The following is a 26,706-nucleotide window of genomic DNA, read 5'->3' on the forward strand; positions in this document are numbered from 1 at the left end:
AAAAATGTTAAAAGCTAGTGATAATTAGCAGTATATAGGCATTTAAAAACAGAAAATGTTTGACAATTGAAGGAAAATCATTTAAAATATATTCATTCTTTATTTATAGGAGAAAAAATATGAAAAAACTTCTTACAGCCGGTGTGGCTCTCTTGTCAGTTGCAACGTTAGCAGCTTGTTCTGGTAAAACTGCTTCAGAATCATCAAGCAAAGATGCAAAAGCTTCTTCTAGCAAAGTAGAAAAATCATCTACTTCAGAAAGCAAATCAAGCAGTTCATCAAAATCATCTAAATCAGCAACCTCTTCTGTTAAAATTCCAGAAATTGTCTTGTTGACCGATGAAGAAATCGATAACGCCAAAACAATTGGTGATATGAAAACTCTTTATAGTAAATTAGTGGATAACTATAAAAAATATGCTCAAGATCTTGGCGATCAAATTCCCGAATCACTGAGATCTAAATATACTCAACAAGTGGAACCAGCTCTCAAGACATTGGACGAATCAAAAACTCAATTTGATACAGCACTTTCAACTGGTGGTTCAGATGATACGGTTGTTCCTGAACAAGGGCGTACTGTTTTTGTACAACAATTGAAATCTGGACGTGACACTATGAAACAAGCTCTTGAAAGTGCATATAAATCAATTGCGCCATTGCTCTCTTCATCAGCTGAATAATCAATAAAAAAATAGGTTAGGACTTGAAGTTCTAGCCTATTTTTGTTTTCTTACAAAAATGTAAGAAATAAAGGGGAAAATGTAAGGTTATGTTATGGTGAAAGCGTTTCAGTTTTAGTACAATAGATTTGTAAAAAACGATTGAAGCTTTTATCGAGCTAGAAAGGAATGGACCATGACCCTACTAGACGTTCAACATATCAAAAAAATTTACAAAACCCGCTTTCAAGGAACGCAGGTTGAAGCCTTAAAGGATATTCACTTCACCGTGGAAAAGGGTGAGTACGTGGCTATCATGGGGGAATCAGGATCCGGGAAATCCACCCTCCTCAATATCCTAGCCATGCTGGATCAGCCGACGGAAGGGCGGGTCTACCTCAATGGCACCGATACCTCAACCATCAAAAACAAGGACGCCTCCAGCTTCCGCCGGGAAAAACTAGGCTTTGTCTTTCAAGATTTCAACCTGCTCGACACCTTATCTGTCAAGGACAATATCCTCCTGCCCTTGGTCCTTTCCCGCAGACCAATCAAGGAAATGATGAGTAAGGTCGATAGCGTGAGTCGGGAGTTGGGCATTCACCAGCTCTTAGAAAAATACCCTTACGAAATCTCTGGTGGACAAAAACAACGGGTAGCCGTAGCACGGGCCATCATCACCTCACCTGAAATCCTTCTTGCGGATGAGCCAACAGGGGCGCTGGATTCCAAGTCTTCGGCAGCTTTGCTAGATGTCTTTGAAGATATCAATACCATGGGGCAAACCATTCTCATGGTGACCCACTCAACCGCAGCAGCAGCTCGGGCCAAGCGCGTGCTCTTTATCAAGGACGGGATTCTTTACAACCAGATCTTTCGTGGGGAAAAGACAGAGCGTCAGATGTTCCAAGAAATCTCAGATACTCTGACGGTCATGGCGGGAAAGGAGGATCCTGATGTTTAAATTAACAAGTAAATTAGCACTTTCCAACCTCAAACAAAATCGCAAGTTGTATTATCCTTTCGCTATAGCTGTCATTTTAACGACCATGATCCTTTATAGTTTTATCGCCTTGTCATTGACCCCTCATTTAGAGGATTCTTACGGAGGGGGATCGGCGAGAACTGTTCTTGGTTTTGGCAGTTTCGTCGTCCAGCTGGTCGTCATCATTTTGGTGGCTTATGCCAATGGCTACGTCATGAAAAATCGTTCCAAAGAACTGGGACTCTACAGTGTTCTGGGAATGGAGAAGAAGCATCTCCTCATCATGACCTTATGGGAATTGCTCTTCTTCTATGTTCTCACAGTTGGAGTAGGACTGGGTTTGGGACTCTTGTTTGATCGCTTGATTTTCGCCTTGCTTCTAAAATGTATGGGTTTACCAGTCGTCATTCAATCAACCTTCCAGATAGAGGCTGTTCTTAACACTTTACTTGGGTTAGCCTTAGCTTTTGGCCTCATTCTCTTGTTGAATTCTTTCCGCCTCTTGCGCTACAGTTCCCTCCACCTTATGCAGCAAAAGAAAGCAGGAGAGAAGAAGGGACGCTTCTTGCTGGTTCAAACTCTGTTAGGACTTGGGCTCTTAGGAATTGCGTTTTATATAGCGCTAACCGTTGAGCGGCCAGTTGCGGCTGTCCAAGGATTCTTTATTGCCGTCATCTTGGTCATTCTAGCGACTTATCTCTTATTCAACGCAGGCTCTATTACCTTCTTAAGATTTCTCAAAGGTCGGAAATCCTACTATTACAAGCCAGAGAATTTTATATCTGTCTCCAACTTAATAGCTCGGATGCGAAAAAATGCAGCGGGCCTTGCGACCATTAGTATTCTATCCACCATGGTCTTGGTCACCTTAACCGGGTCGCTCAATATCTTTATTGGAGGGCAGAATTACCTAGATACGGTTTACCCTTCTGATTACATGATTAGTGTGGGGCATATGCCTTCAGATGCTGAAACAGAATCGGTTATTGAGGATGTTCAAGCTCAAATTAAGAAAACAGCCGATGCGACACATCTATCAGATTATCAGGTGGCACAGACTACATACTGGTCGGCTGAAATTCGAAAGATTGATGGAAGGAGCTTAGAGGTGAATGACCAGTCCACTCCATCAACTGGTCAGGAGTTGAAGTCAGAAGGAACAGTCTACTTTTTTGATCAGGCGACTTATGAGCAACTGACCGGTCAAAAAGTTGAGCTTGGGGAAAATGAAATCCTAGCCTATGGGTATCAATATCCTGGAAAATTAGACGCACAATTAGAAATCAATGGGAAGACCTTCACGATTAAAGAAAAACTAAACTCCAATTTTATCCAAGGGAAACTCCCTCAATCCGACCTGTTTCAACACCAAATGGGCTTGTACCTGGTCCTCCCTGACTTGAACCAACTGGGACTAAAAGTTGATAAAAATTTGGAATTCTCTATTACTGCTAAAAATAAAGATAACCAAGATTTTATTTCTGGCTTGATCAAAGAGCTGTATTCGACAGACAAAATCAGTCAATATGGTGCGACTTATTTTGGTGGATTTGATCGATACAGTATAGAGAAAGATTGGCGTGAAACAGCAGGGACTCTTCTATTTATCGGGATTTTTCTATCGGCGATCTTTCTATTAGCTACAGTTCTCGTGATTTACTACAAGCAGATTTCAGAGGGTCATGAGGATCGAGATAATTTTGTGATCTTGCAACAAGTAGGATTGGACCAAAAGCAAACCGGCACCACCATTCGCAAACAGATACTCACTGTCTTTTTTCTTCCATTATTCTTCTCCTTCCTGTACCTAGGAGTAGCCTACAAGATGATCGCAAAAATCGTTGCTATCTTAGGAGCAACCAATGCGGGCTTGGTGCTTCAAACAACTCTTTCTATCTGCGCTGTCTTCTTCATCTCCTATGTCCTTGTCTTTCTTCTGACTTCTAGAAGTTATCGGAAGATTGTCGTGAGGTAGCGTTCGAGTCTATAAAAGATTAGAAATAAGATGAAACATACAACATTTTGTTAGCACAAAAAACACCGAGGATCAAATCCCCGGTGTTTTCTATCACGATTATTTCACGTGTTTTGCAAGTTCTTCTTGCGCTTTTTTGTTTGATTCTTCTTTTTCTTTCAACCAATTCTTATAAGCTTTTTCGTAATCAGCAGTTGTAACTGTCTTATCTTGAACTTTTTGGTATTTGAAGAAGCTTGATTCACCTTTAATACCAATTGCAGAATTTGCTGCTGAGAATGGCGTTACCTTCGTGATAGATGGAACTCCACCCTTAGAGTAGATTGGAAGTACCATTGCGTTTTCAGTCAACCAAGCTTGGGCAGCAGCGTATTTTTCATAACGCGCATTGGTATCCAATTTTTCAGCATTAGCAGCATCCAACAATTCTTTGTATTGGTTCAAACCAATTTTTTCGATGAGAGCTTGGTCTTTCTTAGGATCAAGTCCCATACCAGTCAAGGTTGATCCATCTGTTGGGTTCAAGATATCCAAGTAAGTAGATGGATCTTGGAAGTCAGGTCCCCAACCTGTGATATCCATATCAAAGTCTTTTTGGTCTGGTGATTGGGCGAAGTAAGTAGCGTTGTCTGCATCGTCTGTAGACAATTTTTGTACATCGATCACGACATTGTCTTTACCAAGAGCTGTTTCAATAGAACTCTTCATAGAGTCTGCTTGTTGGACAAGAGCATTAGAAGATTGGTCTACGACATAGTCGATATGGATTGGGAATTGAACACCTTGTGATTGCAATTCAGATTTCGCTTTTTCAAGTTCCGCTTTGGCTTTATCCGCATTATGCAAGCTATCTTGCGCGTCAGCAAAGCTAACACCTTTCCACTCATCTCCTGTTGCGGCAAGTTTTTCTTCAACGAGCGTACCGAAGTCTTTTCCGTTGGCTTGCACAAATGTTGGTGGAACTAGAAGGGTACGTAGAGTTTTTGATGCTCCGTCTTTCCCGTTAACTTGAGCGCTGTAGGAAGTTCTGTCTAAAGCAAAGTTCAAGGCTTGACGGAAATTCTTGTTTTGAAGAGCTGTCTTAGTACTGTTCTTTTGCTCATCAGACGTCTTCTTCGTATGACCGTAGTTTTGACGGTTAACGTTGAAGTAAGCGTAGTAAACAGTAGAATCTTGAGGTGTATAAACGATGTTATCCTTGAATTTCTTCTCAATTGTGCTGTAAGTTGAGCTTGTTGGGAAGAGACGAGCAGTAGATAGGTTCCCATCTGAGAAGTTACGAGCAAGATAGTCTTGGTCAGATCCATCGAAGTAAGTCAATTTAACCGTATCGATGTGAACATTTTTCTTGTCGTAGTAATCAGGGTTTTTATCCAACTCGATTTGTGATTTTGAAGTGAAGGATTTCAAAATGTATGGACCATTGTAGAGGATACCATTTGGTTTCACGCTACCAAAGTCTTTCCCAGCTGATTCCAAGAATTTTTCATTAACTGGCATCATGGTAGCAGTCGTCAATTTAGAATTCCAGAAAGATTCTGGTTGGTTCAAAGTGTATTGAAGAGTGTGATCATCAACAGCTTTTACCCCAACAGTTGAGAAGTCTTTGGTTTTCCCGTTTACATAGTCATCCAAGCCTTTGACCGAGTTTTGAACCAAGTAAAGAGCATCCGATTTTTTATCTGCTACGTATTTTAGAGATGTCACGAAATCTTGTGCAGTGACGTCAGCGTATTCATTTCCTTCTGAATCATACCACTTCGCATCTTTTCGAAGCTTGTAAGTATAAGTCAGACCGTCTTTTGAAACGGACCAGTCCTCAGCAAGAGCAGGCACTAAGTTACCGTATTGATCGTTTTCAAACAAACCATCGACCAAGTTGGTTGTAATGTCGCTTGTAGTTGAACGATTTGAAGTCAAATAGTTCAAGGAATCAGGGTCTGTACCATACACGTAGTTGTAAGTAGTCCCTTTTGACGCATTAGAAGATGAGCCACATGCAGCAAGGAAAAGCGTTGAAGCCGCGGCGACACCTGCTAAAAGAGCAAGCTTCGATTTTTTCATATTCGTGTCTCCTTTTGAATAATTTTAATTATTATACTCCAATCAATCTACAAAATAAAGTGTTTTTTGAACTTTTTTTGTATATTTACACACCACTATACAGTAAAACCCTTGATTTTAAGGGATTTTTAAGGAATAAAAATTTTTTTAAAAAATTACTATTATGCTTTACATACTAGTAAAGAAAGAGTATACTGATAGTGAAGAAGCTAGTATGTAAAACCAACTAGTGGACGAAGAAAGAGGTGAGACGGATGAAAGAGTCCCAATTGCTAAAGGGAGTCTTGGAGGGCTGTGTTCTAGAGATTATTTCCAAAAAGCCGATCTATGGGTATGAATTGATCCAAAGTCTTAAAGAGATGGGATTTGACAAAATTGTCGCAGGGACTATTTATCCCCTGCTTCAAAAATTGGAGAAACAAGGCATTATCTATGGGGAAATGAGACCCTCTCCAGATGGTCCTGATCGCAAGTATTTTTCCCTAAGTGATATTGGAAAAGAGCGCTTAGAGGAATTTTGGAACCAGTGGCAGGATTTGGTTAGTAAAGTAGAGCGCGTGAAAAAGGAGGGAGAAGCATGATCGAAGATTATACAGAAAAAATGTCAGTCGAATTGATGCACCTGAATAAGGAAGATCAAACCTATGTGAAAAAAATGGTCGCCTATATTGGGGCCAAGGCCTACTTTTATGATGATGAAGCACTCGGTGAACAACTCTACAATATGGTATGTGACTTAAAGGTTGCTGAGAAAGAAGGCGTTCGGGCAGTGGATTATTTTGGAAAGGATCCACGGGCTATGGTGGATCAAATTCTTTCGGAGTTACCTAAACGCTCTTTAGGATCTTATGTGGGACTAATCTTCATCCTTGGAGTGATCTTAGTTGGCATGCGTTATCTAATGGATTTCACCTGGATGATGCCATTGAAAATTGAACCCCTGACCTATGTTGTTATTTTATTCAATTTCTTGGTGTTTAGCCAGTTCATCACGTGGCTTTGGTCCAAACAGAGCTATGGAGAAATGAAGCGTCCTTGGGCTATGTTTATCAGTGTGATCTGCCTGATGGTATTTCTGAACATCGTACGAATATTTTCGATCTATTTTGGCCACATTGGGAGTCTCTTCTTATCAGATGGTTGGGCGATTGTTCTCGCTGTCCTAGTCTTACTTGGGTTTGCAGTTATGGCCTATAGAAGCAGGAATCGTCTGATGTCGAGTCTACTAGTCATGGGCCTGACTTTCCTAGTTACAGGATGCTGAATTCGTCTTGTGAATCAGGAAACTGCTCATTTAATAGGCTGGCTCCTTCCTCTCATGGGACTAGTCCTGACCCTTATTGTATTTTGTCTTCAAAGAAAGAAGGAAGAAGCATGAAATCAGCAATGTATTTTGAAGAAACGCAGGCCTTGATGAAAACTTTTAGCCAAGAGGATCAAGTTTATTTCCAAGATCTCTGGGATTATTTCAATCTTGCAGGTTTCTTATATGAGGAGAAAGCCTTAAGAGAGCAGGTCTATAAACTAGCACTTGACTTTTCGCAAGCAGGAGCGGATGGCCTCACGGCAAAGGATTATTTTGGCCTTGATCCAAAGGGAATGGCAGACCAAATCATCGAAAATATGCCCAAAGAATCGACACGGTCTGTTTTGAAATATGGGGCTATCTTTTCAGGTATTGTGATTTTTTATCGCCTCCTAAGTGATTTTGCTTCTCAAGCGGTCCTTGTGCTCAAGCCACTAGTCTATTTAACCGACATCATTTTGGGACTCCTAGCTGTTGGGATAATCTTCTATCTCCTTCGTCGCCTCATTTTTGCGGAAGAAAAAGCGAAAAAAGCAATTTATGTAGCATTTGTTCTAGTTCTAGGATTCTATTTTGTTGGTGAAATAGTGGGGGTCCGTTTCTTGCCAGCTCTTGCATGGTTTGTAGTCCCTAGTCCTTGGGATGCTCTTCTCATGACAGGGTCTAGCGGAGCTCTCATTCTTTGGCAATGGAAAGAAGAGTTTGGACGAGCTTTCATCTTTCCGATCGTCGCCTTTTTAGTGGTTGGATTCTTACATCGCTGGACCTTGGCACAAGGAGTTCAGAATCTTGGTATGACGGTTCTTCTGCCCACAGTGATCATCGTCTTTGGGTTGGTTATTTATTATTGGTTTACGATTCGTGCTTTGAAAAAGAATAGGACGGAAAGTGATAAATAGAAAGAAATGGGGGGCTGGGACAAAAGTCCTAGCCACTCAATTGTTTTTGGATTGTCGAGCAAGACGCAGTGGTTGACTGGGCTCTACTACGCTGATTTCATCAGCTTTTACAGCCCTACTCAACTGTGCGGAGGTGGGACGACGAAATCGAATTCTGACGAATTACCGATTTCTGTCCCACTCTCTTTCTTGTTCAAGTATGATAGAATAAACTCATTAGATGGGAGAATAGATATGAATTTATTTCGAAAAAAGGGACTTGGGCAAGTACACCCGGGTCTAAATCGCCATTTACGTTTATGGGATTTGATTATTTTAGGAATTGGTGCCATGGTGGGGACAGGGATCTTCACGATTACAGGGACTGCAGCCGCGAATTTAGCTGGTCCAGCCTTGATCATTTCGATTGTGATTGCGGCTTTTTGCGTTGGCTTATCTGCCCTTTTCTTTGCTGAATTTGCGTCTCGCATCCCTTCAACCGGTGGAGCCTATAGTTACCTCTATGCTATCTTTGGAGAGTTTCCCGCCTGGATTGCAGGTTGGTTGACCGTGATGGAATTTATGACAGCCGTATCAGGGGTGGCTTCAGGTTGGGCTGCTTATTTCAAGGGTTTGTTGGCCAATCTTGGCTGGAGCCTGCCGACGGCTTTAAACGGGACTTTTGATCCAGCTAAGGGAACTTATGTGGATCTCTTGCCTATTTTGGTCATGGTCCTCGTCACTGCCTTAGTCCTTATGAATGCAAAAGCGGTCTTACGTTTTAATTCCTTGCTGGTCTTACTCAAGTTTTCAGCTCTTGCCTTGTTTATTCTTGTTGGGATTTTTCACATAAATCCTGGCAACTGGGCAAACTTTGCTCCTTATGGATTTGGCGAAATCTATGGTGGTCAAACAGGGATTATGTCTGGAGCTTCGCTCATGTTCTTTGCCTTTCTTGGTTTTGAGTCCATTTCAATGGCGGTCGACGAAATCAAGGAACCACAAAAGAACGTCCCTCGTGGGATTGTCCTCAGTCTTTTGATCACAACTGTTCTTTATATCTTGGTCACCCTGGTTTTGACTGGTATGGTTCCTTTTAAGAACTTAAATGTAGAAGACGCGGTTGCCTTTGCCCTTCGTCAGGTCGGAGCTGGTTGGGCTGGAAATTATGTATCCTTAGTGGCTATTTTGACCTTGATTACCGTCTGCATTTCCATGACCTTTGCCCTCTCACGGATGATATACAGTTTGGCGCGGGATGGTCTCCTGCCAAAAGCTATGAAACAACTCGATCCAAAAACTAGAATTCCCAAAAATGCAACACTAGTAGCTGGATCGATGGCTGCTATTGCTGGTGGAGTCTTTCCACTAGCCAGTATCGCTTCCTTCTTAAATATTTGTACCTTGGCTTACCTGGTTATGTTGGCCTTTGCCCTCTTGAAATTGCGCAAGGAACACGGGGCTCCTGGACCTGGTGAATTTAAAACACCCTTGGTTCCAGTCTTGCCAATCCTGTCGATTGTGGTCTGTCTGTCCTTTATGACCCAGTATTCCCTATCGACCTGGCTGGCCTTCGGAGTTGCTCTCTTGATCGGGGTCGGAATTTATTTCGGTTATGGCTATCGCCATTCAGAAGAAAATCAATAAAAGATGAAAGCTAGAGTAGAAGAACTCTGGCTTTTTACATAGAGAAAGCTCTTTTTTTGGTATAATAAAGGGAGAAAGTTAACTAGATAACAAAGGAGAAAAAACATGACATTTGAAGAGATTTTACCAGGCTTAAAGGCTAAGAAAAAATATGTGCGAACAGGATGGGGTGGAGCAGAAAACTACGTCCAACTCTTTGATACCATTGAGCAAAATGGGGTGGCTCTGGAAGTGACGCCTTATTTCCTCATCAACGTCTCTGGTGAGGGTGAAGGTTTCTCCATGTGGAGTCCAACACCTTGTGATGTTTTAGCGACAGATTGGGTGGAAGTCCATGACTAAAAGAGTCTTGATTACAGGCGTGAGTTCCGGGATTGGTCTGGCTCAAGCTCGCCTCTTTCTAGAGAAGGGCTACCAGGTCTATGGGGTGGACCAGGGAGCGGATCCCCAGTTAGTAGGTGATTTTCATTTCTTACAGCGGGACTTAACCCTAGATTTGACGCCAATTTTCGACTGGTGTCCTGAGGTCGATGTCTTGTGCAATACAGCTGGTGTTTTGGATGATTACAAACCGCTTCTGGAGCAAAGCGCTGAGGAGATTCAGGAGATCTTTGAGATCAATTATGTGACCCCGGTAGAGTTGACACGGTATTATCTGACTCAAATGTTGGAGAAGAAGCAAGGTATCATCATCAATATGTGCTCCATTGCTTCTAGCCTGGCAGGAGGAGGCGGCCACGCTTATACTTCCTCCAAGCATGCTCTAGCGGGCTTTACCAAGCAGTTGGCCCTGGATTATGCAGAAGCTGGTATTCAGGTCTTTGGGATTGCTCCTGGGGCTGTCAAAACAGGCATGACCGCAGCGGATTTTGAACCAGGTGGATTGGCTGACTGGGTAGCCAGTGAGACGCCGATCAAGCGCTGGATTGAGCCAGAGGAAGTAGCCGAAGTCAGCCTCTTTTTGGCTAGCGGTAAGGCGTCTGCTATGCAAGGGCAAATCCTGACCATTGATGGTGGTTGGAGTTTGAAGTAGGAGGATGAAAAAGCAAGAGTTGAAATCTTGCTAAGAAACGTAATTGTTTTTTCCTTACTGAAAGAGGATCAAACCGAGGTGAACAATTAAGTTAGGACAGTGGTGAGACAGGTATACCTCTATGCTAAAGAAGATCTTACTGAACGAAATTAAACCTACCAGAGTGATCAGGATGAATCAGATTTCTTTATGATTGGTCACGATGGAGATCTAGCCTTTTTCACCAAAAAAAGACAGGGATAATAACAATTATGAAGATAACTGAGGGTAAGTTCAGAAGAACTTTTTGAATGGGCTACCTGAAACCTTAAGAGATTGTTTTAGAAGAAACGAATAGTACAATTGATTTGCTAAGTTATTGTGGAATGAAGGTGAAGTCATGATTAAATTAGTGAATGTTACTAAATGTTTTAGTGATGGATCGAATGTCAGATATATTTTCAAAAATTGTAATTTTGAATTTAAAAAAGGTAGCACGACTGCAATAATTGGCCGTTCTGGATTAGGAAAAACTACTCTTGTTAAATTAATATTAGGGATTACCAGTTTAAATGAGGGGGATATCTTAGTCTGTGGTAGTTCCATTTTAGATATGAAAAATTTGAGTAAGGTAAGGCGTAGGAATATTGGCTGTGTCTTCCAAAACTTTAATTTGATTTCAGGTTTCACGGTGAAAGAGAATATTCTACTTCCAAGATATTTTTTTGAAAATGGAGAGAATAACATTAACGAAATTTGTAACACTCTAGGCCTTTCAAAGGAAATATTAAGTAAGAGTATTGATAAGATTAGTGGAGGTGAAAATCAAAGAGTTGCTTTGGCAAGAGCTCTTATTAACAATCCAGAAATATTGATAGCGGATGAACCTACCGGTAATTTAGACGCTGATAACGAACAAAATATAATAGAATTGTTGAAGCGGATCAATGAGGAGTTAGGTATCACGATTATAACAGTAACTCATAGTGATAAAGTGGCCAATAGTATGCAGTCTATTTGCACAGTTGTAGATGGCAAAATTGAGTACGTAAGGAGATGATAAAATGAATCATTCCATATTATTCATTGCTAGAAGAGATTTAGAAGTTAACAAACGAAGATATAGATTAGTTCGACTGTCAATAGCGATCTCTGTTTTGCTAATTGTTTTAGTGATGCTCATTTCTAATTCTTTCTATAATAAAATGATTAATGAAATGACTGTAGCAAATAAAAATGTTGTTACTGTTGCCTTTGGTAATAAAGAAAATTCTCTGAATTATAAAGCTTTACCTTTATTTTCTAGTGATGATATTGATCGAGTTAAAAAAATAGATGAAGTAAAAAATATTACAGGTGTGAAACTACTATTTACGGATGATATCAAATTCCAAAATGGTAAGACATCGGTTTCCAATACTATCCATTGTCTAGAAGAAAAGTATTTAAAAAACCTGAATATTAGAATTGCTGAAGGGAAATTTCCAGAGAAGGACAATGAAATATTAATCGGAGATTCCGTACACAAGGCTACATCAATGAATGTCGGAGATACGGTGACTATAAAGATTGATAATCATTATGAAAAGTTTGTAATTTCTGGCATTATAGACAAGCAAGTAGCGCAGTTATTTTCTACCTTGCCAACAGAAATAAATCAAATGATGGCAATCAATGTAAAAAGTAGTAGCGTTTCATCAAATAAGTATTACTATCTGAATGCTACTGTAAAAAATGGAACCGATTTAAATGAGGCAGCAAACAGGATAGAAAAGATTGTTTTAAAAAATGAAAATTTAAAACAATCTTTATCAGGGACAGGATTAGATGTTGTTGTAGCAACACAACAGGATGTTATCAATATGCTATCCAGATGGTTTTCCTACATCGACCTTTTTATCCTATTAATCATAGTTCTTATCTCTATTGTAGCGATTATTAATATTATCAATATTCTAGCTATTACCATTCAGGAGAATTATAAACAGATCGCAACTTTTAAAATCATCGGTGCATCTGATCGACAGATAAAAAGAATATATTTATTTGAAAGCTTCATGATGGGAGTACGAGGCACAAGCGCGGGATTGGTGATAGGAATTGCTATTTCTTATTTGATCATCTTTTTGAGTGGATTACCACTAGATATTGAACTTATCAGATTGTTGTTCCCAGTATTAATAGGGATTCTCACTTCAGTTTTTGCAGGATTTTTGGTATCTAAAAAATTACTAAAATAGATATTGAAAAAGTATTAAATCAATAGAGAAGAAATGATTAGTGGCAATCAGAGATGGTGTTGCAAAAAGAATATCTATACTGATTTCACTATCGACTGAGATTTAAATGAAAGTAGGAGGATTTGATGGAAATCAAAAATCACTTTGGCGTTTACGGAGTCTGTGTTCAAGAAGGGAAACTGCTCTGCATTGAGAAAACGAGAGGACCTTATCAGCATCGTTTTGATTTACCTGGTGGTAGTCAAGAACCAGGTGAGGGACTGACAGAAACCCTCAAGAGAGAAGTTCTGGAAGAGACAGGATATTCTCTTAGCAGTTATTCAAATCCTAGAATTTACGATGTGATGGTTCAAGAAGAAGGGAAAGACTTCGCTGTGCATCATATCATGGCCTTTTATGATATCGTAGTCGATTTCGAAGGCCCTCAACAATCCCTTCCTCAGGAGGTTCTTGATGGGACTAATGATTCAGCAAATGCAGTTTGGTTGAATGTGGAAGACATTACTGAAGACAATGGTTCTCCTTTAGTATTAAAGGTAAAGGCAGAGTTAGGAGGATTTCCAGAATTGGACATGACAAGCTATAGAAATTGGAAGGTGAAAGAAAAGAAGGAGAACAAATGACACCTCAAGAAATGTGGAATGCCTACAAGCAAATCAACCCCTCTATCGGAGATGAGATAGATGCCTGGGCTTTTGGAGTGGACCCAGACCTTTTAGCGGAACTGGTCTTTAAAGGCGAAAAAACAGCAACAGCCTCAGCCTACGACCTTTATGCACTAGAAGACGAACCCCTTCCCCAAGAAGGAACCTTTGATGTTGTTTTAGACAGTAAGGATCAAGCTGTCTGCATTGTCGAAATTACAAAGGTTTCTGTTCAGCCTTTCCATCAAGTGTCAGCTGACCATGCCTATAAGGAAGGTGAAGGAGACAAATCTCTAGCTTATTGGCGTCAGGTTCATGAAGACTTTTTCAAAGACTGCTTAGGAGAAGCGGGACTAACTTTTACACCTGATAGCAAGGTGGTTTTAGAAGAATTTCGCAAGGTTTATCCATTATAGAACACTTTTTTCTTTTAGAAAATCAGAAAAGAGAATAACTGTTTTCTATTAAAAAATAGCTAGTGATTGTGTCAAGCTAAAAATACTGCCCAGTTCTTAGAACTATTAAAAGATTTTTTGAGACTTTCCGCTGTGAGAAAAGTGCTTGAAACCTAAAGTTTCAAGCGCTCGGGAGTTTTGAAACTTTAGGTTCAAAACTAAATCATGGAACTTCCTGGATTGCTGAAATCATCCACTGGATAATTTCACCTAATGTCCGTACTCACCTAAGGAAAGTCTCAACGAAGATATGATCTTAATCTAACTCTCCTTCTAGGAGAGTTTTTTGATCTGGGCCTTATTTTCCAAAAGGGCTAAAAAATGGTATAATGTAAGCGATATTGTACAGAAAAGAGAAATGTTATGCCAAATTATGCCATTATTTTAGCAGCGGGGAAAGGTACCCGTATGAAATCAGATCTGCCTAAGGTTCTTCACAAGGTTGCTGGGATCTCTATGTTGGAGCATGTCTTCCGTAGTGTTGGAGCCATCTCACCTGAGAAGACTGTTACAGTGGTCGGCCACAAGGCGGAATTGGTGGAGCAAGTATTAGCTGGACAAACAGAATTTGTTAAGCAAACGGAGCAGTTAGGAACTGGTCATGCGGTTATGATGGCGGAGCCAGTCTTGGAAGGTCTTGAAGGCCATACCCTTGTCATTGCAGGGGATACTCCTTTGATTACGGGTGAAAGCCTCAAACACTTGATTGACTTTCATATCAACCACAAGAATGTAGCAACGATTCTGACAGCAGAAGCAGCCAATCCATTTGGCTATGGTCGGATTGTCCGCAATGATAATGCGGAAGTGCTTCGAATTGTTGAGCAAAAAGATGCGACAGATTTTGAAAAACAAATTAAAGAAATCAATACAGGGACTTATATCTTTGACAATGCGCGCCTCTTTGAAGCATTGAAAAATATCAATACCAACAATGCCCAAGGTGAATACTATATCACGGATGTCATCGGTATTTTCCGTGAAGCTGGTGAAAAAGTTGGGGCCTATACGCTCAAAGATTTTGATGAAAGTCTCGGGGTTAACGACCGCGTGGCCCTTGCAACAGCAGAAGGCATCATGCGTCGTCGCATTAACCAAGCCCACATGGTCAATGGAGTGAGCTTTGTTAATCCAGATGCGGCCTATATCGATGTCGATGTTGAGATCGCACCAGAAGTGCAAATCGAAGCCAATGTTACCCTAAAAGGGCACACAAAAATTGGGGCTGAGACCGTTTTAACCAATGGCACCTATATCGTGGACAGTGAAATTGGTGCAGGTGCTGTCATCACCAACTCTATGATTGAAGAGAGCACGGTAGCCGATGGCGTAACGGTAGGACCATTTGCTCATATTCGTCCAGGTTCTAGCCTCGCCAAAGATGTCCATATTGGAAACTTTGTCGAAGTCAAAGGTTCGTCTATTGGCGAAAATACCAAAGCTGGTCATTTGACTTACATTGGCAACTGCCAAGTTGGCAGCAACGTCAAATTTGGTGCAGGAACCATCACAGTGAATTATGATGGCCAACACAAGTTTAAAACAACGATTGGAAACAATGTCTTTGTCGGCTCCAATTCGACGATCATTGCGCCAGTTGAATTAGGCGACAATTCCTTAGTCGGTGCTGGATCAACCATTACCAAGGATGTACCAGCTGATGCGATTGCGATTGGCCGTGGCCGTCAAGTGAATAAAGAAGAATATGCCCTTCGCTTGCCACACCATCCTAAAAATAAATAGGAGATTCTCATGCAATTTGAAGAAAAAACCATTGAGCGCAAGGAGATTTATCAGGGACCGATTTTCCAAGTGGTCACTGATCAAGTAGAACTACCCGCTGGAAAAGGCCAAGCGCAGCGTGATTTAATCTTCCATAACGGAGCAGTAGCGGTTTTGCCGATCACAGAAGATGGGAAAACGATCTTGGTCAAGCAGTACCGCAAGGCGATTGAAAGGACCTCGGTGGAGATTCCAGCAGGGAAGTTAGAAAAGGGAGAAAATGCAGATCCTAAAGCAGCTGCTCTGCGTGAATTGGAAGAAGAAATTGGCTACACAGCGGATCTAGAGTTGTTGTATGATTTTTATTCAGCCATTGGATTTTGTAATGAGCGAATCAAACTTTATGGTGCGACCAACTTGAAAAAGGTGGAAAATCCACGTCCACAAGATGCGGATGAGACCTTAGAGTTATTAGAAGTGACCTTGAAGGAAGCGAAAGATTTGATCCTTTCTGGTGAAATCTGTGATGCCAAGACCATTATGGCTATCCAATATTGGGACTTAATCAATAAATAGAGGAGGATCCGATGGGAAAACCTTTATTAACCGATGAAATGATTGAACGAGCAAGGCGAGGTGAGGACATCACCGGTCCTAATATGGTCGATGCGGAAGAGACGAAAATTATTCGGACAGACCACAGAGGATTTGGCTATGAACGTCCTATGAGAGAGAGTCGTATGGAGCGTCCACAAGAGCGTTATTCTCAGGATACTGTGCAGATCCAAGTGGAGCCCACAGTGACCAAGAGTCGTCGCATTGAAGAACGCAAACAAAGTGTGGTCCAATCCAAACTCAATAAGATTTTGTTCTGGATCATTGTGCTCCTCATTGTTTTAATTATTGCTATTTGGCGTCTATAAGGTCGTCACAAGGAGAGAAAAGACATGAAAATTGGAATTATCGCAGCCATGCCCCAGGAGTTGAAGATCCTGGTTGAAGCCCTTGAAAATGGGGAAAAGCATCTGCGTCTTGGAAAAGTCTACTATACAGGATCAATTGGACGCCATGAGGTCGTTTTGGTTGAAAGTGGTATCGGAAAAGTCATGTCAGCTATGAGTGTAGCAGTCTTGGCCAACGATTTTAAGGTGGAAGCCATTATCAATACGGGTTCTGCAGGTGCCGTTGCCCCAGGGATGGCTGTTGGAGATATCGTTCTTGCGAACAAATTGGCCTATCATGATGTGGATGTGACAGCCTTTGGCTATAAGTATGGTCAAATGGCAGGCCAACCGCTTTACTTTGAATCTAGTCGCTATTTCGTATCAGAAATGAAAAAAGTTCTGGAGGAAGAAGCTGCAACCACACATGTGGGCTTGATTACAACAGGAGATAGCTTTATCGCGAGTGAAGAAAAAGTCGCAGCAATTCGGGAGCATTTCCCAGAAGTCTTGGCCGTTGAGATGGAAGGAGCAGCTATTGCTCAGGCCGCTCATGCAGCTGGCCGTCCCTTCATGGTTATTCGGGCTATGAGTGATACGGCCGATCACGCAGCCAATATCTCTTTTGATGAATTTATCGTAGAGGCTGGCGAACGCTCTGCTCAAACCTTGATTACCTTCTTGAAGAGATTGGTGTAGAAAAAATATAGGGAAATTGAACATGTATCGTGAATCGTATTTTGATGGAGGCCTATTTTCATATATTGGCCATGTTTTATTAGCAACCTTCATTACAGTATTGACTTTGGGGATTTGTGCTCCTTGGGGCGTGTGCATTATGTATAACTGGAAAGTCAAGCATACCGTGATTGATGGTCGTCGTCAGTACTTTGACGGCACGGCTATGCAGTTATTTGGAAATTGGATCAAATGGTGGTTCTTTACCATCATTACATTTGGGATCTATGTGTTCTGGTTAAATATCAAGGTCACTCAATGGATTACCAAGCATACTCATTTTATAGACTAATTGAAAAGGACTCGTCTACGGACTAGTCTTTTTCTGAAGCCGATTTTTTCAGAAATAGGGAACTTTCATGCTATAATAAAGACTAGTAATGTAAAGGAGAGAATATGGTTTTATCAAAGAAACGGGCACGTCATGTGATCGAAGAAATTATCGCCCTCTTTCCAGATGCCAAGCCAAGTCTGGATTTTCGTAATCATTTTGAATTACTAGTAGCAGTCATGCTCTCAGCTCAGACGACAGACGCGGCTGTTAACAAAGCGACACCAGGTTTGTTTGCGGCTTTTCCAACCCCGCAAGCCATGGCAGCAGCCAGTGAAGCCGATATCGCCAAGCATATTTCTAAATTAGGCCTCTATCGAAATAAGGCCAAATTTCTCAAAAAATGTGCCCAACAATTGTTAGACAATTTTGATGGGCAAGTGCCTCAGACTCGTGAAGAGTTAGAAAGTCTAGCAGGAGTAGGACGCAAGACAGCCAATGTTGTCATGAGTGTAGGTTTTGGTATTCCAGCTTTTGCTGTCGATACCCATGTGGAGCGGGTCTGCAAGCACCATGATATTGTCAAGAAATCAGCGACGCCATTAGAAGTTGAAAAGCGTGTCATGGATGTTCTGCCAAAGAGCGAATGGCTAGCTGCCCATCAAGCCATGATTTACTTTGGACGGGCTATTTGCCATCCTAAAAATCCTGAATGTGACCAGTACCCACAACTCTATCATTTTGATTAGGAATCAGTTCCTCTGCTCGAAAGAGCAGAGGTTCTTTTTTGTGATGAAACGTATATTTATTAAAAGGATTGAAAGGTGATTTCTTTGTTAGATCTGGTGGTAGGTGCCTAGATTCCCCTATCAGGCTTCTTTGAGATCGATTTCAAGATACTTTTTCTTTATATCTTATTATATTCATTCAGAAATAACGAACTTTTTTAAAATAAATTTGGTTTTTTTTAAGAAATAGTGTATAATGGTAGAAAATCTAACATAAGGAGATAGTGATGAAAGCAAAAAAACTGTTAGCTCTTGCAGGAGTTTCTGTTGCAGGTGCCTTTCTTTTAGCAGCATGTGGCGGTGGTAGTAGCAATCAAGCAACTTACTCATTCGTCTATTCAGCGGATCCAAATACCTTAGATTACATCGCTGCAACTCGTACAACAACTTCAGATGTCACAAGTAACCTTGTAGATGGTCTTCTTGAAAACGACCGATACGGAAACTTTGTGCCAAGTCTAGCAGAAGATTGGACTGTCTCTGAAGATGGATTAACCTATACTTACAAACTTCGTAAGGATGCCAAATGGTATACGAGTGAAGGAGAAGAATATGGTGCTGTAACGGCTCAAGACTTTGTTACAGGAATCAAACACGCGGTTGAGTCTAAATCAGAAGGTCTCTTCTTGATTCAAAATTCGATCAAAGGTTTGGATGCCTACGTAAAAGGGGAAACCAAAGACTTTAACACGGTTGGAGTGAAAGCTTTAGATGACCACACCATCCAATATACTTTAGTTCGTCCAGAAAGCTTCTGGAACTCAAAAACAACCTCAGGTGTTCTTTTCCCAGTCAATGCGGATTTCTTGAAATCTCAAGGAAAAGATTTTGGTTCTTTGAAACCCAGCAGCATCTTATACAATGGTCCTTATTACTTGAAATCATTGACTTCAAAATCTGAGATTGAATTGGTCAAGAACAAAGACTATTACGATGCGAAAAATGTTCATATCGACAATGTCAAATTAACCTTTAACGATGGATCAAACCCTGATTCTATCATTAAGAACTTTGAAAAAGGTCAATATTCCTTTGCCTCTGTTATGCCAAACAGCTCGACTTACAAGAGTGTCAAGAAAAACTTTGGCGACAACATTGTCTACGGTTTGCAATTGGGAACATCCTACTACCTTGGATTCAACTTGGACCGTCAAAAATATGACCACACAGCCAAAACAACGGATGAACAAAAAGCCTCTACCAAGAAAGCAATCTTGAACAAGGACTTCCGTCAAGCGGTGAACTTTGGTTTTGACCGCAAATCTTATGCGGCACAAGTTTCAGGGGCTGATGTGGCTGAAAATACCCTTCGTAGTACCTTGGTGCCACCAACTTATGTCCAAGTCAATGGAGAAGACTTTGGTAAAGTCGTTGAAAAACAATTGGTTACCTACGGAGACCAATGGAAGGGTGTGAGCCTGGACGATGGTCAAACGAGCCTTTACAGCCCAGAAAAAGCCAAAGCTTCCTTTGCGAAAGCCAAAGCTGAATTGCAAAAACAAGGCGTTCAATTCCCAATTCATTTGGACTACATTGTTAGCCAAGTGGACAACAGCATGGTCCAACAAGCTAGCTCCTTCAAACAATCTGTAGAGTCAGCGCTTGGTGCAGACAATGTCGTTGTGGACCTTCAAAAGGTATCGGATGATGATTTCCAAAATATCACCTACTTCAGCGATACAGCGGCTGCGAGAGATTACGATATCTCAGGCGGTGGTTGGGCTCCTGACTACCAAGACCCATCGACTTATCTTGAAAGTATCAGCCCAGTAAATGGTTCTGTCTTCTACTATCTTGGTATTGATGCAGGTTCAAACAATCCAGCCATTGCAACAGTTGGTTTGGATCAATACGCTAACATGTTGAAAGACGCCGATGCTGAATTGTTGGATCAAGGAAAACGCTATGAAAAATATGCAGCAGCGCAAGCTTGGTTGACAGATAGCTCGATTACGCTTCCAACTGTCTCAAATGGTGGTGCTCCAATGCTTCAACGGACCGTGCCATACAGCCGTGCTGCTTCATGGGTAGGTACTAAAGGAACAGGAACCTTCTACAAATACCTTGAAATGTCGAAAGATGTTGTCACCACAAAAGACTTTAACAAGGCCAAAGAAGAATGGTTGAAGAAAAAAGCAGAATCCAATAAAAAAGCTCAAGAAGATCTCAAAGATCACATTGAGAAGAAAAAATAAAAAAATCAATCATTGGTCTATCAATGAAGATAAAAAAGTCGGAGCCGTCATGTGAAGGCTCCGTTTTTTTTATGTCTCGAAAGTCAGTCTGTCTCATTTTTTAAGATGAAAGATAAATAAATCACCCGCTATTGAACTGTACTCACAAAAATAGATTTTTGGGTATGGTCCATAGACGGGTGATGATCATTCTATTCACTAAATCTTAAAAAATAGCCATCAGGGTCTAAAACTGCAAATTCATGGGGATAGATATATTGTTCACCAACACGAAATTTTCTTTTGTTATACCATATGCTTTTTAGTGAAAGCGTTTCCTGTTTTAATTTAAATAAACTATAAAAAATGATATAATACATGTGAGTCAACCACTTTAAGGAGAACAATCCTGATGAAAAACAAAATAATATTAAGCTCTGTAACGCTTCTATCTGCATTTATACTAGCAGCATGCGGAAACGGAGAGAAGAAAGCAACAGAAACTACGGCTGCATCAACGACAAAAGCTCAAACAACAACTCCTGGGTCTTCTTCTAGGGCAAAAGAAATATCCCTTGCAGATACTCAACGTATCGGAAATGAAAATTTTGGTTATATCAATATCCCTAAAGATTGGGTCGTATATAATTTCAAAGCTCAAAGTAGCAAAACTCAAAGTAGCAAAACGCTCAAATATTCATCACCAGACAAACACAATATGTTGTTAATGGAATCAAACACTAAAGATACTGTTGAACTTGGCCCCAACGAAACCTTTGACGCACAGTTACTTGCGGACCGTTTATATAGCTTCTGGGGAAAAGCCAAAAATCAAACTAGTTTAGAAGGTGTAAAAGCTATTTTTGCCAGTGAGGACGCTTTCTTAATAAAAGTAACATTTAAAAATGGGAACATTTTGTACGAATGGGTATTCCAAAAAGGCGATAAAGTATACAATATCACAATCGTAGGTTCAGAAGATATGATTAAAGCCTTAAGACCTGTTCTCGAGCAATCTTGGGGCTTAGATCCAAATATTCCTGGGAAATAATCCCCAAAAGACTAAAAGAGAGTGGGACAGAAATTGGTAATTCGTTAGAATTCGATTTCGTTGTCCCACCTCCGCACAGTTGAGTAGGGCTGTAAAAGCTGATGAAATCAGCGTAGTAGAGCCCACTCAACCACTGCGTCTTGCTCGACAATCCAAAAATAATTGAGAGGCTAGGACTTTTGTCCCAGCCTCTTTCTTTTTTTGTTTCTTTTTCTACTCTAGTGATCTATTTTCTTATTCACTAAATCTTAAAAAATAGCCATCTGGATCTAGAACTGCAAATTCATGGGGATAGATATATTGTTCACCAACACGAAATTTTCTTTTGGTCAAAGGACGATGAATAGGATAGTTAGACTCGATTACTTTTTGATAGAGTCTAGGGACATCTTTTATGCCGAAGGAGATATTAACTCCACGACCAAAGGGGTAGGTCAGTTCAGCTAGTTCCTCCTTACTCCCCTCCTCTATCATTAGCTGGCACTCTTCAAGAGAAAGAAAGAGGAAGTTCTCTTCTGGTCGCCCGTATTCGATGGTAAAACCCAGTAAATCACAGTAGAAGGAACGGGACTGCTCTAAATTCGATACAATAAACTCAGGAATCACTGCATTGAAATTCATAAAGACCATCCTTACAAATCAATTTCTAATACAATCGGTGTGTGGTCTTGGCGAGCGCCTGAGTCAATCATATCTGATTTAGTAACCTTGTCTGCAATGCGGTTTGAGGTTAACCAATAGTCGATTCTCCAGCCTGTATTGTTGATTTTTGAGGTTTTACTGCGTTGTGCCCACCAAGTGTAACGCTCCGGCACATCACCGTGGAGGTGGCGGAAGGTATCTGTAAAGCCTGCTGCTAGAAGGTTGGTAAAGCCTGCACGTTCTTCGTCTGTGAAACCTGGTGAACGACGGTTGCTGGCTGGATTAGCAAGGTCGATTTCCTTGTGGGCCACGTTGTAGTCACCTGTAGCAAGGACAGGTTTTTGCTTATCAAGTTCAGCCAAGTACTCCGCATATTTGACATCCCAGACTTGACGTTCTGCTAAACGTTTGAGGCCATCACCGGCATTAGGAGTATAGACTTGTGTTACAAAGAAGCCACCAAATTCCAGAGTAATGATCCGACCTTCCAAGTCCATGGTCGAAGGAGCACCGATCTCTGGGAAAGTCACAACGGGAGTAAGCTCTTTTTTATAGAGGAACATGGTTCCAGCATAGCCTTTGCGAGCTGGTTCTTGAGAAGAGCGCCAGGTATTTTCGTAGCCAGGGAAGAGTTCCTCAAGAATTTCGAGGTGTTTTTTAGTAGGTCCTTTGGAGGATAACTTGGTTTCTTGAATGGCGATGATATCTGCATCCTCAGCGACCAAGGTTTGAAGGACTTCTTGAGAGAGTTTGGCGCGTGCTGAGTCGCTAGTCAATGCAGCGTTTAGCGAGTCGATATTCCATGAAATGAGTTTCATTGTGTTTCCTTTTCTTGACATAATTGATAGTTTTATTATAACAAAATTTTAATGATTTCCTGATCACAATGCCTTGAAAATTCTTATAAAATCCATTATAATAGCTTGAATTCATTTGGAGAAAGGGAGTTGTTTATGAAATTTTACTCTTATGACTATGTATTGAGTCAGATCAGCCAGCAAAACTGGGTGACCATTGGGATATCTGGCTTGCTCATTCTTCTGACTGGTTTTTTTGCGGCGAAAGCCTATCGGAATAAGCACGATAGCAAATTCCGCGAATTGTCTATTATCTCCATTTTAACTCTGGTGGTAGTGGTCTTGATCAGTATCAGCAGTTTCCAAAATAGCCAAAGTAATAATGACCAGTTCCAACGCTCACTCCATTTTATTGAAGTCATCTCAAAGGAGTTGGATGTCAAAAAAGAAGATGTCTATGTCAATACTTCAGCGGCCACAGATGGGGCGATTATGAAAGTTGGAGAGGTTTATTACCGAGCTATCGCAGGCTCTGACCCGGATCGCTATCTATTAGAAAAGATGGATCTATATAAAACAGACGTAGAACTTGTGGAGGTGAACAAATGACAGTAAATTTTATAACCATTTTGATTAAATTAGCTCTTGGCTTGATTTCCTTGGTATTTGTGATCAATGTGACCGGGAAAGGAAACTTAGCACCAAGTTCTGCAGTAGACCAGATACAGAACTTTGTTCTGGGGGGAATTATTGGTGGGGTGATTTACAATAGCTCCATTACCATTCTTCAATACATAGTGATTCTCTTGATGTGGACTATTTTGATCTTGCTCTTAAAATGGCTCAATACCAATGTCCGTTTTATGAAGCACTTGATCGATGGCAAACCAACTGTCATTATCAAAAATGGGAAGCTTGATCCGGAAGCTTGTCGATCCAAGGGACTTTCTGCTTCAGACGTTGCCTTGAAATTGCGTTCACAAGGAATTTTCCAATTAAAGGGAGTGAAACGAGCTGTCATTGAACAAAACGGTCAAATAATCGTTGTCCGTGCGGGGGATGAAAATCCTAAATACCCGATCATTACTGATGGTGTGGTTCAGCTTGAAATTTTGGAAACAATTGGGAAAAGTGAAGAGTGGTTGCGGGCTGAATTGGAAAAAGAAGGCTATGATAACGTGTTGGATATTTTCATTGCCGAGTATGACAAAGGAAAAATCAATGTTGTGACTTATTAGAAGAAGAGATTGGGCGAGCCTGTCCAATCTCAAATTGAATACAAAATAGTCTTAAAAACTTTCCTTAGGTGAGTACGGACGTCAGCGAACTTCTACGAAGTTCCATGACTTAGTTTTGAACCTAAAGTTTCAAAACTCCCGAGTTCCTGAAACAATTGTGTTTCAGGAACTTTTCTCACGGCGGAAAGTTTCGACATATGCTTGAATAAGCCTAAAAATTAAAAATCAATATTTTTTTCAACCACCTTACCTAGGGTTGTACATGTAAAAAAGTTTGTGTTAATTTCAAGATTGGACGAGCCTGTCCAATCTTTTTTCTTTGTAAAATTCCAGGAAAGGGCTCTTCCTTTTCTTGAGATACTCTTGGAAAAATAGTAAAATGGAAGGTAAGTGTTCATTAGAAAAGAAGGATAGAAAATTTCATGAAGAAGAAAATACGGAAGTTTGAGAATCATTCGATTACACGCAGACTCTACCTGCTGTTTAGTTTGATTTGCCTTCTTTTTTTGGTGCTGATTGCCCGACTTGGCTATATGCAGATCACTCACCAAGCCTACTATACGGATAAATTGGCAAAAGCTACGAAAAAGACGGTCAAACAAGGGAGTGTGCGAGGGCAAATCTATGATGCTTCTGGTAAGCCCTTGGTGGAAAATGTGGGCAAACAGGTCCTGACTTTTACGCGCGATCGCAAAATGACGGCCCAAGAAATGCGAGAGACAGCTGGGAAACTCTTACAGTATGTCGACGTAGAAAATCCTCAGGTAACCGAACGGCAAGAAGTGGATTACTATCTAGCCAATACCAAGGTCTACCAAGAGGTCGTGGAACACCTGCCTGAGAAAAAGAAATTTGATACCGATGGCAACCGACTGCCGGAAGCCAAGATTTATCAAGCGGCAGTGGATAGTATCGACCCTTCAAAACTCGGCTATACAGATGATGAGAAAAAGATTATTTATCTCTATAGCCAGATGAATGCGGTGGAGAATTTTGCGACGGGAATCATTACGACGCAGGCACTAGGAGCTGAGCAGATTGCGACCATCGCAGCGGATAGTCAGGACCTTCCGGGAATTGCCATCACGACTAGCTGGGACCGCAAGGTTTTGGATACTCCTTTAGCTTCTATTATTGGAAATGTATCAACCGAGCAGGCGGGACTTCCAGCAGAAGAGGTTGAGGACTATGTCAAAAAAGGCTATGCTCTCAATGACCGGGTTGGTACCTCTTATCTCGAAAAAGAATACGAAAATGTCCTTCAAGGAAAACGCAGTGAAAAAGAAATTCTCCTAGATAAAAATGGCAACATGGAGAAAGTGGTCGATGTTTCAAAAGGGGCCAAAGGAGAAAACCTCAAGCTCTCGATTGATTTGGATTTCCAAAAAGGAGTGGAAGATATCCTTCGCTCCGCCTTTAGCGCAGAGTTGCAAGCTGGAAATGCGACCTACTCCGAAGGTGTCTATGCCGTAGCTCTGGAGCCTGATACAGGGAAGGTCCTTGCCATGGCAGGGATTAAACACCAGGCTGGTAGTCAAGATCTATCAGCAGATGCTTTAGGAACAGTGACCAACGTCTTCGTTCCAGGATCCGTAGTCAAAGGAGCGACCTTGACTTCGGGATGGGAAAATGGAGTCATTTCAGGGAACCAGGTTCTGACCGATCAGCCGATTGTTTTTGCAGGATCCGCTCCTATCAATTCTTGGTTTACCCAATACGGTAGTCGTTCCATCAATGCGGTGGAAGCATTGGAATACTCTTCCAATACCTATATGGTCCAAATTGCCCTTAAGATGATGGGGCAACCCTACACTCCAAACATGACCTTACAAGTGGATCAGGTTGAACCGGCTATGAAAAAACTGCGCTCTAGTTTTGCGGAATATGGTCTTGGAACATCAACGGGGATTGACCTTCCCAATGAATCGACCGGTTTTATTCCAAAAGACTACACAGTCGGCAATTATTTGACCAATGCCTTTGGTCAGTTTGATAACTATACACCGATGCAATTGGCCCAGTATGCGGCAACGGTAGCGAATGATGGGAAGAGGGTGAGTCCTCATGTTGTTGAAGGCATCTATGACAATAATGATCAAGGGGGGCTTGGTCAGTTGAAAAAAGCGATCGAAACCAAGGAGCTCAATCAGGTCCATATCTCAGCGGAGGACATGGCTTTGATCAAGCAAGGGTTCTACCAAGTTGCAAATGGTACGAGTGGGTTAACGACAGGAAAGACTGTGGGTCGAGGTGCTAGTGTGCCCATTAGTGCCAAGACCGGTACAGCTGAAACCACAGTCGATGGAGGCAAACAAGCCATTAATACCAATGTGGTGGCTTATGCACCGTCAAACAATCCAAAGATTGCGGTAGCAGTGGTTTTTCCACATAATACCAATCTACAAGCGACGGTCAGTCATTCCATTACGCGTGACATTATTAACTTATACAATCAGAAACACCCCATGAATTAGAA

General features: G+C 41.2%; 27 protein-coding genes and 1 pseudogene. 24 read left to right on the forward strand and 4 right to left on the reverse strand.

Annotated elements, in window-relative coordinates; genetic code table 11:
• The first annotated feature begins 119 nt into the window (after positions 1-119).
• The 3 genes from LPB220_RS03825 (at position 120) to LPB220_RS03835 (ending at position 3,622) form a co-directional block, all read left to right on the forward strand.
• Positions 120-683 (forward strand): hypothetical protein, encoded by a 564-nt coding sequence (locus LPB220_RS03825; protein WP_150905655.1) that lies wholly within the window; start codon positions 120-122, stop codon positions 681-683.
• A gap of 175 nt (positions 684-858) precedes the next feature.
• Positions 859-1,626 (forward strand): ABC transporter ATP-binding protein, encoded by a 768-nt coding sequence (locus LPB220_RS03830; RefSeq protein ID WP_031576714.1) that lies wholly within the window; start codon positions 859-861, stop codon positions 1,624-1,626.
• Complete coding sequence (locus LPB220_RS03835) at positions 1,619-3,622, forward strand: FtsX-like permease family protein (RefSeq protein WP_129299576.1); 2,004 nt, start codon at positions 1,619-1,621, stop codon at positions 3,620-3,622. The genes LPB220_RS03830 and LPB220_RS03835 overlap by 8 nt, the downstream gene beginning before the upstream one ends.
• Positions 3,623-3,721: 99 nt before the next feature.
• Here the strand turns inward: LPB220_RS03835 and LPB220_RS03840 are convergent, their stop codons facing one another.
• Positions 3,722-5,686, reverse strand: a complete 1,965-nt coding sequence (locus LPB220_RS03840) for a peptide ABC transporter substrate-binding protein (protein WP_150905657.1) — start codon at positions 5,684-5,686, stop codon at positions 3,722-3,724.
• A gap of 254 nt (positions 5,687-5,940) precedes the next feature.
• Here LPB220_RS03840 and LPB220_RS03845 point away from each other — a divergent pair, with 254 nt between their 5' ends.
• The 17 genes from LPB220_RS03845 (at position 5,941) to LPB220_RS03930 (ending at position 20,523) form a co-directional block, all read left to right on the forward strand.
• On the forward strand, positions 5,941-6,267 hold the full coding sequence (locus LPB220_RS03845; RefSeq protein WP_150905659.1) for a PadR family transcriptional regulator: 327 nt from the start codon (positions 5,941-5,943) through the stop codon (positions 6,265-6,267).
• On the forward strand, positions 6,264-6,950 hold the full coding sequence (locus LPB220_RS03850; RefSeq protein WP_225305926.1) for a hypothetical protein: 687 nt from the start codon (positions 6,264-6,266) through the stop codon (positions 6,948-6,950). Before LPB220_RS03845 ends, LPB220_RS03850 begins: the two co-directional genes overlap by 4 nt.
• A 110-nt stretch (positions 6,951-7,060) precedes the next feature.
• Positions 7,061-7,891: a hypothetical protein gene (locus tag LPB220_RS03855; protein ID WP_150905661.1), complete on the forward strand. Its 831-nt coding sequence runs from the start codon at positions 7,061-7,063 to the stop codon at positions 7,889-7,891.
• 234 nt (positions 7,892-8,125) lie between these two features.
• Positions 8,126-9,517, forward strand: coding sequence for an APC family permease (locus LPB220_RS03865; RefSeq protein WP_150905663.1), 1,392 nt, complete (start codon positions 8,126-8,128; stop codon positions 9,515-9,517).
• Positions 9,518-9,622: 105 nt separating this feature from the next.
• Complete coding sequence (locus tag LPB220_RS03870; protein ID WP_000141913.1) at positions 9,623-9,859, forward strand: DUF2829 domain-containing protein; 237 nt, start codon at positions 9,623-9,625, stop codon at positions 9,857-9,859.
• Positions 9,852-10,550, forward strand: coding sequence for a 3-oxoacyl-ACP reductase (locus LPB220_RS03875; protein WP_150905665.1), 699 nt, complete (start codon positions 9,852-9,854; stop codon positions 10,548-10,550). The genes LPB220_RS03870 and LPB220_RS03875 overlap by 8 nt, the downstream gene beginning before the upstream one ends.
• 379 nt (positions 10,551-10,929) lie before the next feature.
• On the forward strand, positions 10,930-11,589 hold the full coding sequence (locus LPB220_RS03880) for an ABC transporter ATP-binding protein (RefSeq protein WP_125826212.1): 660 nt from the start codon (positions 10,930-10,932) through the stop codon (positions 11,587-11,589).
• Between the two features lie 4 nt (positions 11,590-11,593).
• Positions 11,594-12,769 (forward strand): ABC transporter permease, encoded by a 1,176-nt coding sequence (locus tag LPB220_RS03885; protein ID WP_225305927.1) that lies wholly within the window; start codon positions 11,594-11,596, stop codon positions 12,767-12,769.
• A 125-nt stretch (positions 12,770-12,894) separates the two neighbouring features.
• Complete coding sequence (locus LPB220_RS03890; protein ID WP_150905667.1) at positions 12,895-13,392, forward strand: NUDIX hydrolase; 498 nt, start codon at positions 12,895-12,897, stop codon at positions 13,390-13,392.
• Positions 13,389-13,829 (forward strand): ASCH domain-containing protein, encoded by a 441-nt coding sequence (locus tag LPB220_RS03895; protein ID WP_150905669.1) that lies wholly within the window; start codon positions 13,389-13,391, stop codon positions 13,827-13,829. The genes LPB220_RS03890 and LPB220_RS03895 overlap by 4 nt, the downstream gene beginning before the upstream one ends.
• A 402-nt stretch (positions 13,830-14,231) precedes the next feature.
• Complete coding sequence (gene glmU, locus LPB220_RS03900) at positions 14,232-15,611, forward strand: bifunctional UDP-N-acetylglucosamine diphosphorylase/glucosamine-1-phosphate N-acetyltransferase GlmU (RefSeq protein WP_150905670.1); 1,380 nt, start codon at positions 14,232-14,234, stop codon at positions 15,609-15,611.
• 9 nt (positions 15,612-15,620) lie between these two features.
• The gene (locus tag LPB220_RS03905; RefSeq protein WP_003002456.1) at positions 15,621-16,166 is read left to right on the forward strand and encodes an NUDIX hydrolase; all 546 of its coding nucleotides are present in this window, start codon (positions 15,621-15,623) and stop codon (positions 16,164-16,166) included.
• Between the two features lie 11 nt (positions 16,167-16,177).
• The gene (macP, locus tag LPB220_RS03910) at positions 16,178-16,513 is read left to right on the forward strand and encodes a cell wall synthase accessory phosphoprotein MacP (RefSeq protein WP_070594427.1); all 336 of its coding nucleotides are present in this window, start codon (positions 16,178-16,180) and stop codon (positions 16,511-16,513) included.
• A gap of 24 nt (positions 16,514-16,537) precedes the next feature.
• Entirely contained in the window at positions 16,538-17,230 is a 693-nt protein-coding gene (locus tag LPB220_RS03915; RefSeq protein ID WP_150905672.1) for a 5'-methylthioadenosine/adenosylhomocysteine nucleosidase, read from the forward strand.
• 22 nt (positions 17,231-17,252) lie between these two features.
• Positions 17,253-17,561: a hypothetical protein gene (locus LPB220_RS03920; protein ID WP_049497216.1), complete on the forward strand. Its 309-nt coding sequence runs from the start codon at positions 17,253-17,255 to the stop codon at positions 17,559-17,561.
• A gap of 104 nt (positions 17,562-17,665) precedes the next feature.
• Positions 17,666-18,289 carry an endonuclease III gene (nth, locus tag LPB220_RS03925; protein WP_150905674.1) on the forward strand — a complete coding sequence of 208 codons (624 nt, stop codon included), beginning with the start codon at positions 17,666-17,668 and terminating at the stop codon, positions 18,287-18,289.
• Between the two features lie 266 nt (positions 18,290-18,555).
• The gene (locus LPB220_RS03930; protein WP_150905675.1) at positions 18,556-20,523 is read left to right on the forward strand and encodes a peptide ABC transporter substrate-binding protein; all 1,968 of its coding nucleotides are present in this window, start codon (positions 18,556-18,558) and stop codon (positions 20,521-20,523) included.
• A 191-nt stretch (positions 20,524-20,714) separates the two neighbouring features.
• On the opposite strand, the pseudogene LPB220_RS03935 reads toward LPB220_RS03930, so the two are convergent.
• Positions 20,715-20,807, reverse strand: a pseudogene (locus LPB220_RS03935) (VOC family protein); the annotation flags it as partial.
• 107 nt (positions 20,808-20,914) lie between these two features.
• Here LPB220_RS03935 and LPB220_RS03940 point away from each other — a divergent pair.
• The gene (locus tag LPB220_RS03940; RefSeq protein ID WP_023917595.1) at positions 20,915-21,553 is read left to right on the forward strand and encodes a hypothetical protein; all 639 of its coding nucleotides are present in this window, start codon (positions 20,915-20,917) and stop codon (positions 21,551-21,553) included.
• Between the two features lie 234 nt (positions 21,554-21,787).
• Here LPB220_RS03940 and LPB220_RS03945 read toward each other — a convergent pair whose 3' ends face one another.
• Entirely contained in the window at positions 21,788-22,174 is a 387-nt protein-coding gene (locus LPB220_RS03945) for a bleomycin resistance protein (protein ID WP_004219638.1), read from the reverse strand.
• Positions 22,175-22,185: 11 nt separating this feature from the next.
• The gene (locus LPB220_RS03950) at positions 22,186-23,013 is read right to left on the reverse strand and encodes an exodeoxyribonuclease III (RefSeq protein WP_150905677.1); all 828 of its coding nucleotides are present in this window, start codon (positions 23,011-23,013) and stop codon (positions 22,186-22,188) included.
• A gap of 135 nt (positions 23,014-23,148) precedes the next feature.
• On the opposite strand from LPB220_RS03950, the gene LPB220_RS03955 reads away from it, so the two are divergent.
• The 3 genes from LPB220_RS03955 (at position 23,149) to pbp2b (ending at position 26,704) form a co-directional block, all read left to right on the forward strand.
• Positions 23,149-23,601, forward strand: a complete 453-nt coding sequence (locus LPB220_RS03955) for a DUF3290 family protein (RefSeq protein ID WP_150905679.1) — start codon at positions 23,149-23,151, stop codon at positions 23,599-23,601.
• Entirely contained in the window at positions 23,598-24,230 is a 633-nt protein-coding gene (locus LPB220_RS03960) for a DUF421 domain-containing protein (protein WP_070465538.1), read from the forward strand. The genes LPB220_RS03955 and LPB220_RS03960 overlap by 4 nt, the downstream gene beginning before the upstream one ends.
• A gap of 422 nt (positions 24,231-24,652) precedes the next feature.
• Positions 24,653-26,704: a penicillin-binding protein PBP2B gene (gene pbp2b / locus LPB220_RS03965; RefSeq protein WP_150905681.1), complete on the forward strand. Its 2,052-nt coding sequence runs from the start codon at positions 24,653-24,655 to the stop codon at positions 26,702-26,704.
• Positions 26,705-26,706: the final 2 nt, after the last annotated feature.

This window comes from Streptococcus sp. LPB0220 (assembly GCF_008727815.1).
Classification (GTDB): domain Bacteria; phylum Bacillota; class Bacilli; order Lactobacillales; family Streptococcaceae; genus Streptococcus.

What these genes read in the sequence shown, in the direction of transcription:
- LPB220_RS03825 (WP_150905655.1), top strand. Translation starts at nt 120, where the DNA reads ATGAAAAAACTTCTTACAGCCGGTGTGGCTCTCTTGTCAGTTGCAACG.
- LPB220_RS03830 (WP_031576714.1), top strand. Translation starts at nt 859, where the DNA reads ATGACCCTACTAGACGTTCAACATATCAAAAAAATTTACAAAACCCGC.
- LPB220_RS03835 (WP_129299576.1), top strand. Translation starts at nt 1,619, where the DNA reads ATGTTTAAATTAACAAGTAAATTAGCACTTTCCAACCTCAAACAAAAT.
- LPB220_RS03840 (WP_150905657.1), bottom strand. Translation starts at nt 5,686, where the DNA reads ATGAAAAAATCGAAGCTTGCTCTTTTAGCAGGTGTCGCCGCGGCTTCA.
- LPB220_RS03845 (WP_150905659.1), top strand. Translation starts at nt 5,941, where the DNA reads ATGAAAGAGTCCCAATTGCTAAAGGGAGTCTTGGAGGGCTGTGTTCTA.
- LPB220_RS03850 (WP_225305926.1), top strand. Translation starts at nt 6,264, where the DNA reads ATGATCGAAGATTATACAGAAAAAATGTCAGTCGAATTGATGCACCTG.
- LPB220_RS03855 (WP_150905661.1), top strand. Translation starts at nt 7,061, where the DNA reads ATGAAATCAGCAATGTATTTTGAAGAAACGCAGGCCTTGATGAAAACT.
- LPB220_RS03865 (WP_150905663.1), top strand. Translation starts at nt 8,126, where the DNA reads ATGAATTTATTTCGAAAAAAGGGACTTGGGCAAGTACACCCGGGTCTA.
- LPB220_RS03870 (WP_000141913.1), top strand. Translation starts at nt 9,623, where the DNA reads ATGACATTTGAAGAGATTTTACCAGGCTTAAAGGCTAAGAAAAAATAT.
- LPB220_RS03875 (WP_150905665.1), top strand. Translation starts at nt 9,852, where the DNA reads ATGACTAAAAGAGTCTTGATTACAGGCGTGAGTTCCGGGATTGGTCTG.
- LPB220_RS03880 (WP_125826212.1), top strand. Translation starts at nt 10,930, where the DNA reads ATGATTAAATTAGTGAATGTTACTAAATGTTTTAGTGATGGATCGAAT.
- LPB220_RS03885 (WP_225305927.1), top strand. Translation starts at nt 11,594, where the DNA reads ATGAATCATTCCATATTATTCATTGCTAGAAGAGATTTAGAAGTTAAC.
- LPB220_RS03890 (WP_150905667.1), top strand. Translation starts at nt 12,895, where the DNA reads ATGGAAATCAAAAATCACTTTGGCGTTTACGGAGTCTGTGTTCAAGAA.
- LPB220_RS03895 (WP_150905669.1), top strand. Translation starts at nt 13,389, where the DNA reads ATGACACCTCAAGAAATGTGGAATGCCTACAAGCAAATCAACCCCTCT.
- glmU (WP_150905670.1), top strand. Translation starts at nt 14,232, where the DNA reads ATGCCAAATTATGCCATTATTTTAGCAGCGGGGAAAGGTACCCGTATG.
- LPB220_RS03905 (WP_003002456.1), top strand. Translation starts at nt 15,621, where the DNA reads ATGCAATTTGAAGAAAAAACCATTGAGCGCAAGGAGATTTATCAGGGA.
- macP (WP_070594427.1), top strand. Translation starts at nt 16,178, where the DNA reads ATGGGAAAACCTTTATTAACCGATGAAATGATTGAACGAGCAAGGCGA.
- LPB220_RS03915 (WP_150905672.1), top strand. Translation starts at nt 16,538, where the DNA reads ATGAAAATTGGAATTATCGCAGCCATGCCCCAGGAGTTGAAGATCCTG.
- LPB220_RS03920 (WP_049497216.1), top strand. Translation starts at nt 17,253, where the DNA reads ATGTATCGTGAATCGTATTTTGATGGAGGCCTATTTTCATATATTGGC.
- nth (WP_150905674.1), top strand. Translation starts at nt 17,666, where the DNA reads ATGGTTTTATCAAAGAAACGGGCACGTCATGTGATCGAAGAAATTATC.
- LPB220_RS03930 (WP_150905675.1), top strand. Translation starts at nt 18,556, where the DNA reads ATGAAAGCAAAAAAACTGTTAGCTCTTGCAGGAGTTTCTGTTGCAGGT.
- LPB220_RS03940 (WP_023917595.1), top strand. Translation starts at nt 20,915, where the DNA reads ATGAAAAACAAAATAATATTAAGCTCTGTAACGCTTCTATCTGCATTT.
- LPB220_RS03945 (WP_004219638.1), bottom strand. Translation starts at nt 22,174, where the DNA reads ATGAATTTCAATGCAGTGATTCCTGAGTTTATTGTATCGAATTTAGAG.
- LPB220_RS03950 (WP_150905677.1), bottom strand. Translation starts at nt 23,013, where the DNA reads ATGAAACTCATTTCATGGAATATCGACTCGCTAAACGCTGCATTGACT.
- LPB220_RS03955 (WP_150905679.1), top strand. Translation starts at nt 23,149, where the DNA reads ATGAAATTTTACTCTTATGACTATGTATTGAGTCAGATCAGCCAGCAA.
- LPB220_RS03960 (WP_070465538.1), top strand. Translation starts at nt 23,598, where the DNA reads ATGACAGTAAATTTTATAACCATTTTGATTAAATTAGCTCTTGGCTTG.
- pbp2b (WP_150905681.1), top strand. Translation starts at nt 24,653, where the DNA reads ATGAAGAAGAAAATACGGAAGTTTGAGAATCATTCGATTACACGCAGA.